This window comes from Caballeronia sp. LjRoot34, from assembly GCF_964253815.1.
In the GTDB taxonomy this organism is placed as follows: Bacteria; Pseudomonadota; Gammaproteobacteria; order Burkholderiales; family Burkholderiaceae; genus Caballeronia.
This window is the reverse complement of the sequence record NZ_CAXUSB020000001.1, coordinates 569,139-583,909: the sequence shown is the minus strand read 5'-3', so window position 1 is coordinate 583,909 and position 14,771 is coordinate 569,139. Positions and strand designations below refer to the sequence as shown.

Genomic DNA, 14,771 nt, shown 5'->3' with positions numbered 1-14,771 from the left:
CGAACTGCTTTTTGCTGCCCGCTCAATGCAACTCGATTCGCACTGCCTGCTCGATCAGCAATTCAGTGTGGCTACCCGAGTGCTCAATCACGTTGAACGTGTGCCCGCCAACCTGCGCGGTTCCATGATGCTGCCATTGACCGTCGGACAATCCCGCAACAGGTGAGTTGCTCAGGTCAACTGAATCGCCATCCTTGCCGGTGACCATCAGTTGCTGTTTGCCATCGTCGAGAAAAAGATTGTGCTCGCCCAGGCTGAGTGTGTCGGCCAGCGACATTTTCAACGCGTTGTGTTGACCGCCAAGATCGAAGCCGCCAATCCCTGAGGACGTCGCCAGCGATCTGTCCGTCAGCGCGCCAAGATCCAGAACCTGGTGATGACCGAGAAACGCGAACGTTTCGACACTCTTCTCACCATGGGCGAACTCCAGTGTTCGCCTTGCATAAGGCTCGGACGGCTTTGGGGGCTCTGACGGCTCGGCGGCATTGACGGCACTGGAAACAGTGTGTCCCGAGGCGTCGCTGTCGGGAACCCTCGCGGCAGACCGGACGTGAAAGAAGTTCGCGGGAAAATAGGGCACGCTGCTGAGCGCGGAGTCAGCCGCCGCGTCTGTCACGTAGAGCGACGCGTGGTTCGCGAAAACGTCGTCAATAAGCGGAGTTTCAACCGCTTCGGTTGTAACGGTGAAGTAATTAACCGTGCGGTCACCGCCATAGTCTGCAGCCTGAACCGCCGACAAGTCGTGGACGCCATCGAAAAGCGGTGTGGAGAGCTGGAGTGACCATCCCCCTTGCCCATTCGCGACTACGACTCCGAGCAGCGTTGCACTGTCGTACACGTCTACAGTTGCGAACGGATTGGCCGTGCCGACAATCAATGGCTTTTCAGTGTGGATCGTACCGCCATCTTTCGCGCCTCCCACTTCGGTTATGACAGCTTGTGCGCGAACATCTAGGTTAGAGACCATTTTCGCGAATCCTTTTTTATAGCGAGTCAATGCAACCGCGCATGACTGATCAAGAAGTGGCTGCGACTTTCACCGTGTCAATACAATCGACCTGTACTTTCTGCTGCACCGGCAATTCGGCATGGGCGTTCAAATGCGGGTCGACGTTATGCATAAACACCGTCAACCTGCGCGCCCGTGTTCTTATTCGTTGCCCTTCATCACTGGGCCATCGGAAGTTCGAAAAGGTCAACGAAACTTCCCTCCTTGCCATTTAACGCAGACTGTTGCGTGCGTCCTTGTGGAACAAGTCCTCTTCGCTGTTGATGCCGCTGACGCTATGCGACATGCGATCGATAGACAGGTCGCTCAGGCAAGGATGATGCGCTCGACATCCTGACTCCCAGAAAATTGCGATGCGTTCGACGATAAAGCACCGCGCGTGACCGCTCCATCTCAACATTGAAATTCAGAGTTTTGGGACGACGCGTAGGGATGTGTTGACAACCGTGCTTGTTTTGAACGTGTCGATGCGATGCTGAATTGGTTGCTATCAATGCGTCTCGCCGGCTGTTACGTCGACGACGAAATGATGATGCCGTCAGGGCGATCTGCGCCGTTAAGAGGACGCAAAAAAGCCGTTGCAGAATCACTTCTGCAACGGCGGCCAATTAGCTTTTTCGGGTCATCCAACCGACGATCCTTTTTGGAACCGTCGGTCTTAAAGATTTCCTTAGCTTAGTTATGCAACGCGATCTGCACGCCTTGCTGAACCAGCAACTCGGTGTGCGCACCGGAATGCTCGTACACGTTGTACGTCACGCCGCCCACTACCGCCGTGCCTTCCGCCTGCCACTGACCGTCTGCCACGCCCGCAATGTGCGCGTTCGACAGATCAACCGTGTCGCCATTAGAACCCTTCACCATCAACTGCTGATGGCCGTCCTTCTGGAACAGGTCCTGTTCACCGAGGTTCAGCACGTCAATCAGCGAGAGCTTCAGGTTGTTCGCGTGACCACCCAGGTCGATCACTTCAATACCCGAGATCTTCGCCGCCGCCGTCTTGCCGGTCAGCGAGGTCAGATCGAGAATCTGGTGATCTCCCGTCAAATGCAATGTATTCGCGGCTGGCATAACGCCTGCGGGTTCCGTCGGGTGCGCTGTGCTGCCCTCGATGTGCGCTGTGGTTTCCTTGAAGTAGGACGTGGGGTCCGCGTTCAAGTCTACCGTGTCGTCGCCGGTTGTGCCCTTGAAGGTGTCGTGCTCGCCGACGACCGAATGGTGAGGTTGCCCGTCATCAGTCAACGAGTTCGCCTCCGCCACCGAGTCCGGAGGAGTGGCATCAGCACCCATCAGACTCAAATCCCGCGTAGCACTGAAGGTGGTACCGAATTTGACATACGCACCGCTCGCCATCAAAGTGCTAGCCATGCTTTCCTTACCCGATATAAGCAACATACTGCCAGGTGCGTTGAAATCGATATCGTAGGTCGAGACCACGTTGCTGCTGGGGTGGACGTTGGCGTCTGGAATAAACCAGTAAGCAACAAGCAAATTAGGATCTACTATCCCCGACCATACAGATGTAAACACTACGTTTGTACCACCATTTGAGTGAACACCTGAAACGGGAGTCGTATTCGGATTTCCATCGTAGTAAACCAGCCAGATGGTCCCAACCGGCAGGTTGATCCCCGTAAAATCGGCGGTCCAAAGCACTTGGGTTTGCATCGGACCATACGCCGCCGCATGAATCGTGCCTCCATGGTTGCCGACGGTGAAGGTCGTGTGGTCCGATGAAGGGCTCGTCGTGCCAGCCTTGTTCGTATCGGTAGCCGAAATGTCGTGCGTGCCATTGGACATGTCCGTTGACGGCGTGAAGCTCCATTTGCCGGTGCCGTCAACCACGGCTGAGCCGATCAGCGTCGAACCGTCATAGATCTTGACCGTGTCGCCCGCCGTGCCCGTGCCGCTGATGTGCGGGTGCGCATCGGTCGTCGTGCTGCCTGCCGGGATGGCCGTGCCGTTGTCATCGGCCAAGCCGGTGATCACGGGCTTGGCCGGCGTGGTGGTGTCCACCACCACGGCCGTTGCCGGCGACGTCGCGCTCGGCGTGCCCGCCGGGTTCGTTTCAATCACCGTGATGCTATTCGAGCCGTTGGACAAGTCCGTCGATGGCTTGAATGTCCACGTGCCATCCCCGGCAACCGTGGTCGAACCGATTACCGCGCCGTTGTCGTACACCTTGATGATGTCGCCCGCCGTGCCCTTGCCGTTGATGTGCGGATGCGCATCGGCTGTCGTGCTGCCTGCGGGAATGGCGTTGCCGTTGTCGTCGGTCAGGGTCGGCGCGGCCGGCGTGGCTGGGGTAGTGGTGTTGACCGTAAGCAGGAAAAACGGTGTCTGGGCGCTAACCGCTCCAGTGCCATCCCCAGCCGTTGCTATGGCAAAAAGCTTATGCGTGTTGTCATTCAGAGCGGACGTGGGCGTCATGCTCCACGTGCCGTTCGCGACCACCACGGCTGAACCCCAGAAGTAGGCCGTCGAGCCGTCGTACACCTTGATGATGTCGCCCACATGGCCCGTGCCGTGGATCACGCACTTCGGATCGTCGGTTGTCCCGCCTGAGAGGACTTCGCCCTTCACCGGGCCCACGTTGTCCGTGGCGCCGGTGATCACCGGCAGCGCGCCAGAAAGCGTGTCGACCGTGAACGAAAGCGCCGCGGAAGCAGCGCTGGTCGTGCCTGCCTTGTTCGTGTCGGTGGCCGTGAGGACGGTCGGGCCTTCCGGCAAGGCCGCCGTGGGCTTGAACGACCACTTGCCGTTTACGTCCGCCGTCGTGGAGCCGATTGCCACGCCATTGTTCAGGATCGTGATGATGTCGCCGGCCTTGCCCGTGCCTGCAATGGTCGGGTGCGAATCGTCCGTGAAACCGTTCGCCGGAATCACACCCTGGATCGGACCTACTGCGTCCGTGGCGCTCGTCAGAACCGGCGCGGCCGGCGTGGTCGTGTCCACCACCACGGCCGTTGCCGGCGACGTCGCGCTCGATGTCCCCGCCGGGTTCGTTTCAGTGACCGTGAAGCTGTTCGAGCCGTTCGACAAGTCCGTCGACGGCTTGAATGTCCATGTGCCGTCCCCGGCAACCGTGGTCGAACCGATTACCACTCCGTTGTCGTACACCTTGATGATGTCGCCTGTCGTGCCCTTGCCGTTGATGTGCGGATGCGCATCGGCTGTCGTGCTGCCTGCGGGAATGGCGTTGCCGTTGTCGTCGGTCAGGGTCGGTGCGGCCGGCGTAGCCGGCGTGCCGGTGTTGATCGTGATCGTCCAGCTGTTCGACGCAACGCTTTGTGCCTGTCCGCTGGCAAACTGCGTGGCCGTCATGATATGCGCGCCCTCCGACATGGCTGCCGGAATCTTCAGCGACCAGTGGCCGGTGGTGTCGACTGTCGTGCTGCCGCATCCAGCGCCGTTCTGGAAAATGTACACCGTGTCGCCGACCACACCCGTGCCGCTGATGGTGGGCTGATTGCCACTGGTCGCCCCGCCACTCGGAATGCTCACCAGAGTCGGACTCGTGCCCACTGTATCAAGCACATTCGTGATGACCGGCGCCCCGGCCACAGGCATGAACGTGAACGCGACCGCATCCGATGCCGCGCCCGTCGTGCCAGCCGCGTTGGTTTGCGTGGCCGTGATGCTGTGCGTGCCAATAGCCACGTCCGTTGACGGCGTGAAGCTCCACTTGCCGGTGCCGTCAACCACGGCCGAACCGATCAGCGTCGAACCGTCATAGACCTTGACCGTAGCGCCCGCCGTGCCCGTGCCGCTGATGTGCGGATGGCCGTCGCTTGTCGTGCTGCCCGCAGGGATTGATGCGTTGCTGTCATCCGTCAGAACCGGCGTCGACGGTTTTGCCGGCGTGGTCGTGTCCACCACCACGGCCGTTGCCGCCGACGTCGCGCTCGATGTCCCCGCCGGGTTCGTTTCAATCACCGTGAAGCTGTTCGAGCCGTTCGACAAGTCCGTCGATGGCTTGAATGTCCACGTGCCGTCCCCGGCAACCGTGGTCGAACCGATTACCGTGCCGTTGTCGTACACCTTGATGATGTCGCCTGTCGTGCCCTTGCCGTTGATGTGCGGATGCGCGTCGGCCGTCGTGCTGCCTGCGGCGATCGCGTTGCCGCTGTCGTCGGTCAGGGTCGGTGCGGCCGGCGTAGCCGGCGTGGTGGTGTTGATCGTGATCGTCCAGCTGTTCGACGCAACGCTTTGTGCCTGTCCGCTGGCAAACTGCGTGGCCGTCATGATATGCGCGCCGTCCGTCATGGCTGCCGGAATCTTCAGCGACCAGTGGCCGGTGGTGTCGACGGTCGTGCTGCCGCATCCAGCGCCGTTCTGGAAAATGTACACCGTGTCGCCGACCACACCCGTGCCGCTGATGGTGGGCTGATTGCCACTGGTCGCCCCGCCACTCGGAATGCTCACCAGAGTCGGGCTCGTGCCCACCGTATCAAGCACATTCGTGATGACCGGCGCCCCGGCCACAGGCATGAACGTGAACGCGACCGCATCCGATGCCGCGCCCGTCGTGCCAGCCGCGTTGGTTTGCGTGGCCGTGATGCTGTGCGTGCCAATAGCCACGTCCGTTGACGGCGTGAAGCTCCACTTGCCGGTGCCGTCAACCACGGCTGAACCGATCAGCGTCGAACCGTCATAGACCTTGACCATAGAGCCCGCCGTGCCCGTGCCACTGATGTGCGGATGGCCGTCGGTTGTCGTGCTGCCCGCAGGAATTGATGCGTTGCTGTCATCCGTCAGAACCGGCGTCGACGGTTTTGCCGGCGTGGTCGTGTCCACCACCACGGCCGTTGCCGGCGACGTCGCGCTCGATGTCCCCGCCGGGTTCGTTTCAATCACCGTGAAGCTGTTCGAGCCGTTCGACAAGTCCGTCGATGGCTTGAATGTCCATGTGCCGTCCCCGGCAACCGTGGTCGAACCGATTACCACTCCGTTGTCGTACACCTTGATGATGTCGCCTGTCGTGCCCGTGCCGTTGATGTGCGGATGCGCATCGGCTGTCGTGCTGCCTGCGGGAATGGCGTTGCCGTTGTCGTCGGTCAGGGTCGGTGCGGCCGGCGTAGCCGGCGTGGTGGTGTTTACCGTGAAGCTGATATCGGTCGAGTGCGGGCTTGCGCCCGCCGAATTGCTCTGCGTCGCGAAGATGTCGTGCACGCCGTCGGCCAGTGCCGTCGCGGGTTTCACGCTCCACGTGCCGTTGCCTGCCACCGTGGCCGTGCCAATCAGCGTAGCGCCGTCATACACCGTGATCGTGTTGCCCGCCGTGCCCGTGCCCGTCAGGACCGGATGCGAATCGTCCGTGGTCATGCCATTCGTGATCGGCCCGGTGATGCCGCCCACGTTGTCGGTCAGCGCCGTAATGCCCGGCGCGGCCGGTGCAACCACGGTTGAGCCGACCTGCACGGTCAACGGTACCGACGACGCGCCGAAGTTTCCGCTGCTGTCCTGAGCGATGGCCGCGAAGCTGTGCGAGCCGCCCTTGAGCGCCACGCTCGGCGTGAACGACCACGTGCCGTTCACGTCCACCAATGCCGTGCCGAGCAACCGGACGCCGTCATAAATACTGACAGTATCGCCCGCGTCCGCCGTCCCTTTGATGACCGGCGTGGTGCTGTTGGCCGTGCCGCCGTTGAGCGCTGCGCCCACCGACGTGATGACTGCCTGAGACGGGTCTTGTGTTTGAAACGCCATTGATCAATTACCTTTGATTGCTATGAAGTCGATGGGGCGTCAAGCCGCTTGGTTCGACCCGCCCCTCGGAAACGGATTTGTCCATTGCGCAACAGCACGTTTCCCAACGTGCAGCCGCGAATTCTCCATGCGAATCAACGGCATAGATACCAGAGAAATCCTAAAGGCGAGGCTCCGCGGACGACCTGTATGAAAAGAAATGTAACGATAGCCAGGCGTAATGCACGGCATGCGCTTCGGTGCATGGAACGCGTCGGGTCTGCGCGGCTGGTCACACAATTTGAGCGGCGGCCACCGCGCAACTCCGCCGGGTAACCTTCGCGCAGCGGCGACCGCTGCAATACGAGATGGCTTGCGTTAGCCACGCCGCCGGCCGCGCAATCAGAATGCCGAGGCGGTCTTGTTTGAAGCCTTGCCGAACTATCAAAAACCAAGAAAAAGGCCGTTGCGGGATTGCTCCCGCAACGGCCTTTCCATGTTTCTGTCAGCTGAGAGCGGCTCCGTCCGGGAACCGCTCTCCTCAATTGCGCTGCTTAGTTATGCAACGCGATCTGCACGCCTTGCTGAACCAGCAACTCGGTGTGTGCGCCTGAGTGTTCGTACACGTTGTACGTCACCCCGCCGACCACTGCCGTGCCTTCCGCTTGCCACTGACCGTCAGCCACGCCCGCAATGTGCGCATTCGACAAGTCAACCGTGTCGCCATTAGAACCCTTCACCATCAACTGCTGATGGCCGTCCTTCTGGAACAGGTCTTGTTCACCGAGGTTCAGCACGTCGGTCAGCGAGAGCTTCAGGTTGTTCGTGTGACCACCCAGGTCGATCACTTCAATACCCGAAATCTTCGCCGCTGCCGTTTGACCGGTCAGCGATGTCAGATCGAGCACCTGGTGGTCGCCCGTCAGGTGCAGCGTGTCGATCGCCGTACCGCCTGAGCCCTGGATATGCGCCGTGGTTTCCTTGAAGTAGGACGCCGGGTTCGCATTCAGGTCCACCGTCTCGTTACCGTTGGCCGCGTGGCCGACGAAGGTGTCGTGCTCACTCACCGCCGTGTGATGATTCGTCGTGGTTGAGTCGTCGGTCTTCGCCTGATCGGACGACCCGATAAGCGCCTGGTCGTCCGTTTGGTGAACGGCGCTTACCGATTGAACCGGCACCGCTGGCGCCCAGACCCCGCCCGAAACCGGTAAATGGACGTTGAACCCGACGAGGTTCCAACTGGACTCGGCACGCTTGTCATCTATCAGATAAAGCGTTCCGTTGGTCGTTTTCCAAAAAATACTTTCCTCCACCCCTTTGGGCGTTGTATAGCCCCAACCGTAGCTGTAAATGTTGTTTCCTCGTGAAGTCAGGGTGGCTGTTGCGCCGGGATTATTCGCATAGGCGGTGTTCGTCCAGAGCGATCCCGCACCGTAGAGTCCCGCAAGATTCATCCCGGTAATGTCTATGTAGATCGTTTGGTATCCTGAGGTGGATACATTCCATACCTGCCCGCCAGACGACGTGGACTCGGTGAACCCGAAAGTATTCGACGTTACCCCTGCCAAGCCGCCACTCACCACTTTCGCCGTATACGTGTGATAGCCGCCGGTTACACCCGAGTCTTTGTATGACCAGGTGCTACCGTTCACCGTTGCAGTGCCGATCAACGCATTGTCCCGGTAGAGAGCCACGGTCTCGCCGGTTTGCAGAACTGAGGAAAGGGAACCCTGAACCGTCGGACTCGCGCCCAGCACCAAACCATTGTTGCTGACATACGTGTTCGCGGCAGAAACGGTATCAAGCAAATTCGTGATCGTTACCGTTTCCGTGGGTGCGACCCCGTAGGTGAAACCAGTGTCGGGCGAATGCGCGCTCGTCGTGCCCGCCGCATTCATTTCCGTCACGCTGATGCTGTGCCCGCCTATCACCAAATCTGTTGCGGGCGTGAACGTCCATTTGCCGTCGTGGCCAACCGTGGCCGTGCCCAGCACCGTGGCGCCGTCGTACACCGTGATGATGTCGCCCGCCGTGCCCGTGCCGCTGATATGCGGATGGCCGTCAGTCGTCGAGCTGCCCGCAGGAATCAACGCGTTGCTGTCATCGGTCAAGGTGGGCGCGGCCGGCGTGGCCGGCGTGCTGGTGTCCACCTTGAAGCTGATGTCGGTCGAATGCGGGCTTGTGCCCGCCGAATTGCTCTGCGTCGCGAAGACATCATGCGCGCCGTCGGTGAGCGCCGTTGCGGGCCTCAGACTCCACGTGCCGTTGCCCGCCACGGTGGTCGTGCCAATCAGCGTGGCGCCGTCGTACACCGTGATCGTGTTACCCGCCGTGCCTGTGCCCGTCAAGACCGGCCGGGAATCGTCCGTGGTCATGCCGTTCGTGATCGGCCCGGTGATGCCGCCCACGTTGTCGGTCAGCTCTGTAATGCCCGGCGCGACCGGCGTAACTACGGTCGCGCCGATCTGCACGCTCAACGGCACAGACGAGGCGCCGAAGTTGCCCTGGCTGTCCTGGGCGATCGCCGCGAAGCTGTGAATTCCGCCCTTGAGCGCTGCGGACGGCGTGAATGACCAGGAGCCGTCTATCCCCACCATTGCTGTTCCGAGCGCCCGCACGCCGTCATAAATGGTGACGGTGTCCCCTGCGTCCGCCGTCCCCTTGATGACCGGCGTGGTGCTATTCGCCACCCCGCCGTCAAGCGCCGCGCCAACCGATGTAATCACTGCCCGAGACGGGTCTTGTGTTCCAAGCGCCATCATTCAATCTCCTTTAATTATTCCGACGTCAACGGGGCGCCGAACCCGCCGGTGCACGCGCCCCAAGGAAACGAATTGGAAGTAAATTGCACAATTCGAAACGTGCAACGGCAAATCCTCCATGCGAGTCAGCGGTGTTGATATCGGAGAAGTCCTAAATGAATGCAATGCATCCGTATCGGACAGGGCAATTGCATGAATGCTCGTTAACAAATCAAAGAGGCATCGAAACGAGAGTTGCTGGACCCGATTAAAAAGGCGCTTGCTTCTGGCCTTGCAGAAGGGTTAGAGCCAAGAAAAAAGGCCGTCTCGGGATTGCTCCCGTGACGGCCTTTTCCTTGGCTCCTACCAAGAGGAGAGCGGTTCTATCTGCAAACCGCTCTCCTCTCTACTGCGCTGCCTAGTTATGCAACGCGATCTGCACGCCTTGCTGAACCAGCAATTCCGCATGCGCGCCGGAGTGCTCGTACACGTTGTACGTCACGCCGCCCACGACCGCGGTGCTTTCCTGGTGCCATTGACCGTCAGCCACGCCTGAAATGTGCGTGCTCGACAGGTCCACCGAGTCGAAGGACGAACCCTTCACCATCAACTGCTGATGGCCGTCCTGCTGGAACAGGTCCTGTTGCCCAAGGTTCAGCACATCCGTCAGCGAAAGCGTCAGGTTGTTGAAGTGGCCACCCAGATCGAACACCTGGATGCCCGAGATCTTCGCCGCCGCCGTCTGGCCGGTCAGCGAGGTCAAATCGAGCACCTGGTGAGCGAACGTCAGGTGCAACGTGTCGATCGCGCCGTGCCCCGAACCCTGGATGTGCGCCGTGTTTTCCTTGAAGTACGAACTCACGTCCGCGTTCAGGTCCACCGTCTCGTTACCATAGGCCGCCGTACCCAGGAAGGCGCCATGCTCATCGACTGCCGAGTGAGCGTCCGAGTTGACAACCGGCGTGCTGGACGGCGAGAAGTCGAACGAGACAACGTTGGACTGCGGGCTGCTCGCATTCGACGAATTTGTCTCGGTCACGAACAGGTTGTGCGTGCCCACCGACAAATCCGCTGCTGGCGTGAACATCCAGTGACCAGTTCCGTCGATCACCGCGGATCCGATCACCATGAAGTTGTCGAACACATGGATTACGTCGCCTGCCGCGCCCGTCCCGCTGATATGCGGATGGCCGTCCGAACTGACCGCGCCCTGTGGGATCGGCGCGCCGTTGTCGTCCGTGATGCTGATCACAGGCGTTTTCGGCGTGCCCGAACTCGGATCCACCGTGAAGTGGATAGTGGCAGACTGAACGCTCGCGCCGGCCGAATTCGATTGCACGGCGTAGATGTCGTGCGGACCGGTGACAAACAACGCGTTCGGCTGGAAGTTCCACGTGCCGTCATTGCCGACCTTGGTCACGCCCATCATTCTGCTGCCGCCGTCGAACAGGGTAATCGTGCTGCCGGGAACGCCCGTGCCGCTAATGGAAGGATGGGTGTCGACCGTCGTAGCGCCCGCCACGACCAGATGGCCGCCGTGGTCCATGATTTCCGAGATCACCGGGGCCGCAGGCGCGCTGGTGTCCACCGTGAAGCGGATATTCGTGGAGTGACCGCTCGTTCCCGCCGCGCTGGACTGGGTCGCGAAAATGTTATGCGAGCCGTTGGCAAGCGCTGCCGTGGGCGTGATGTCCCATGAGGTGTTCACGCTGACCGTGGCCGAACCGATTGCCGTGTTGCCGTCAAACAGCGTGACCACGGTTCCTGGAACGCCGGTGCCGCTGAACGTGGGATGCGATTCCCCAGTCGTCATGCCGTTCGTGATCAGGCCAGTTGCATCGCTCACCGTGCTGATGACCGGCGCGGACGGAATAGCCGTGCTGCTGAACGTATCCATGATGGTCCAGCTCAGGTCCGGATTGAACAGGGTCGAACCTGATCCGGTCGAAAAACCGAACGAGTAGATGCCACCCGTCAGCTTGCCGCCCAGCCCGTTCCAGTCCTGCTGATTCAGCACAACGGTCAACGTATTGCCGTTCAGCACCGGCTGAGTCACCATTCTTTCCCAGCCGTTCGTACCGGGGCCGGACAACATGAACGACGCGCCTAGCGACGAAATGCTCGAGTCGATCCAGGCGGTCACGGTCACCGTGCCATCGGTCATTCCACCTTGTGCAACCGACGCGCCGTGGCTGTCGGTCACGCCCGTGACCATGATCTTGGTGAACGTGAAGTCGAACTCCCGCGATGCAGCGCTCGTCACGTGATCCGAATTGGTCTCAGTTGCCGTCAAACCGTGACCGCCGACCTGCAGCGCGGTTGCCGGCGTGAAGCTCCACGTGCCGTTATCGTTCACGACCGTGGTGCCGAGCAGCGTGGTGTTGTCGAAGACGTTGATCGTGCTGCCCGCATGACCCGTGCCGTTAAGCGTGGGTTGTCCGTCAGTCACGAGGCCGCCCGGCGAAACGTTGCCTGCCAGGGGGCCGGCGGTGTCGATCAGGCCCGTGATCACCGGCGCAGAGGGAGCGGACGGATCAACGGGGACAACCGGGTTGAAGCTGAACCAGAAAGCATCGGACTGCGGGCTGGTGTCGCCCGCCGGATTGGTCTCGGTCACGAACAGATTGTGCGTGCCCACGGCGAAGTCCGCCGCCGGCGTGAAGGTCCAGTGGCCCTTCGAATCGATCAGCGCGGAGCCAATCGGCGTGGAGCCGTCGAACACGCGGATGGTGTCGCCCGCCGTGCCCGTGCGGCTGATATGCGGATGGCCGTCGGTACTGACAGAACCCGGGGCAATGGCCGCGCCGCCGTCGTCCGTCAGGACAGGCAGCGATGGCTGTTGCGGCCCGTGAGCAACCGTCACGTTGAAATTGATGTCGGCGGAACGCGCGCTCGTGCCTTGACCATTTATAGCGACCGCATAGAGATCATGCGGGCCCGAGGACAGCGGCGTGGAAGGCTGGACCGACCAGGTGCCGTTCGAGCCGACCGTGACCATGCCGATGACCGACGTGCCATCGAACAGCCTGATGGCGTCGCCGGCGGTTCCCGTGCCTGTCAGCGTAGGACGCGCGTCTGCCGTGTCCATGCCATTCGAGATCAGGCTGACAACCGAACCGGAGGCGTCGATCAAGCCCGTCACCAGCGGCGCTGTGGGAGCGCCTGACGGAGTGACCGGATTACCCGGGTTGAAGATGAACGAAAAGACGCTGGACTGAGGGCTGGTCTCGCCCCTCGCATTCGTTTCGGTCACGAACAGGTTGTGCGTGCCCACGGACAGGTCCGCGCCGGGCGTGTAGGTCCAGCGGCCGTTGGTGTCGATCACCGCAGAGCCGATGAGGAACGAGTTGTCGAACAGGCGGATCACGTCTCCCGCCGTACCTGTGCCGCTGATATGCGGATGGCCGTCGGTTGATATACCGCCCTGGGCGATCGACGCGCCGCTGTCGTCCGTCAGGACAAGACGCGACGGCTGTTGCGGCGTGCCCGAGCCCACCGTGAAGTAAATATCCGCGGACTGCAAGCTCGTGCCCGCCGAACTGGATTGCATGGCGTAGATGTCGTGCGAGCCGAGCGCAAACAACGAATTCGGCTGGAAGTTCCAGGTGCCGTCATTGGCAACCTTGGTCATGCCGATCATCCGGATGCCGTCGTAAATCATGATCGAGTTGCCCGGAGCGCCCGTGCCGCTGATCGAAGGATGCGTGTCGGCCGTGGTCCCGCCCGTTACGATGATCCCGCCGTTGTGGTCCATCAGTTCGGTGATCACAGGCGCAGCAGGCACGCTCGTGTTCACCGTGAAGTGGATGTCCGCTGAGTGGCCGCTCGTGCCTGCCGCGCTGGATTGCGTCGCGAAAATGTCGTGCGAGCCGTTGGCGAGCGCCGCCGTGGGCGTGATGTCCCATGACGTATTCATGCTGACCGTGGTCGAACCGATTGCCGTGTTGCCGTCAAACAGCGTGACCACGGTTCCGGGAACGCCGGTGCCGCTGAACGTGGGATGCGATTCCCCAGTCGTCATGCCATTCGTGATAAGCCCTGTGGCGTCCGTCACCGTGCTGATGACCGGCGCGGACGGAACCGTAGCGCTGCTAAAGGTGTCCATGAAAGTAAAGCCCAGGTCCGGATTGAACATGGTCGAACCGGCGGCGGTCTGGAAGCCAATGGAATAGTTGCCGCCCGTGAGCGTGCCGCCCATTCCGTCCCAGTCATGCTGGCTCAGCACAACGGTCAGCGTGTTGCCATTCAGCACCGGCTGGGTCGACATTCTTTCCCAGCCATTCGTACCGGGGCCGGACAACATGAAGGTCGCGCCCTGCGACGAAATGCTCGAATCGATCCAGGCAGTAATGGTCACCGTGCCGTCTGTCATGCCGCCGTATCCCACCGACGCGCCGTGGCTGTCGGTCACACCGGTCACCATGATCTTGGTGAACGTGCAGTCGAACTCCTGCGATGCCGCGCTCGTCACATGACCTGTACTGGTTTCAGTTGCCGTCAGGCCGTGGCCGCCGACCAGGAATGCGGCTGCCGGCGTGAAGCTCCAGGTGCCGTTCTCGCTAACCACCGTGGTGCCGAGCAGGGTGCCGTTGTCGAAGACATTGATCGTGCTGCCGACATGGCCCAGGCCGTTGAGTGTGGGTTGCGCATCGGTGATCAGGCCACCCGGCGCAACGTTGCCGGCCAGGGGACCCTGGTTGTCGACCAGGCTCGTGATCACGGGTGCCGATGGATTCGACTCCACCGTGCGAATGCTGTGCGTGCCGACCGACAGATCGGCCTCGGGCGTGAACGACCAATTGCCGTTAGTATCCACCGTAGTACTGCCAAGAACCGTGCCGCCGTCGAGTACGGTGACGACGTCGCCAGGCGTGCCATTGCCGCCACCGGTCAGCACGGGACGCGAATCGTCCGCTGCCGACACAACAACGGTTTGGGGCGCAGTGCTCATGAAATGCATCACGGGTTGCGGGACCGGTTCAACGGGTGCGGCAACCTGAACGCTCATTGCAGCCGATGACGCGCTGTCATGGCCAAGCCCGTCCGACGCAATGGCGGCAAAGTTATGCATTCCGACCTTCAGCTCGACCACGGGAATGAACGACCATGTGCCGTTGTCCGAGGCAATGGCCGTACCAAGCAGCCTGATGCCGTCATAAATTTTGACAGTGCTTCCCGCATCCGCAGTCCCGGCAATAACCGGCGTCGGGTTGCCAACTGTTCCGCCGTTGGACGCCATGCCGACCGACGTAATGACCGCTTGGGAGGATTGTTGTGTTTGCAGTGCCATGTGTTTTGCCTCTATTGCTAGTGAAACGATGAAACTTGGCCGG

4 protein-coding genes are annotated in these 14,771 nt (G+C 61.1%); all 4 read right to left on the bottom strand.

Annotated features, from left to right (window positions below):
- Positions 1-22 precede the first annotated feature (22 nt).
- A complete protein-coding gene (locus ACSQ36_RS02535) occupies positions 23-967 on the bottom strand; it encodes a hypothetical protein (protein ID WP_436180799.1) in 945 nt (314 codons plus the stop codon).
- 717 nt (positions 968-1,684) lie between these two features.
- A complete protein-coding gene (locus tag ACSQ36_RS02530) occupies positions 1,685-6,718 on the bottom strand; it encodes a beta strand repeat-containing protein (protein ID WP_436180798.1) in 5,034 nt (1,677 codons plus the stop codon).
- Between the two features lie 533 nt (positions 6,719-7,251).
- Positions 7,252-9,459, bottom strand: a complete 2,208-nt coding sequence (locus ACSQ36_RS02525) for an Ig-like domain-containing protein (RefSeq protein WP_436180797.1) — start codon at positions 9,457-9,459, stop codon at positions 7,252-7,254.
- Positions 9,460-9,856: 397 nt separating this feature from the next.
- Complete coding sequence (locus ACSQ36_RS02520; protein ID WP_436180796.1) at positions 9,857-14,728, bottom strand: Ig-like domain-containing protein; 4,872 nt, start codon at positions 14,726-14,728, stop codon at positions 9,857-9,859.
- Positions 14,729-14,771 lie beyond the last annotated feature (43 nt).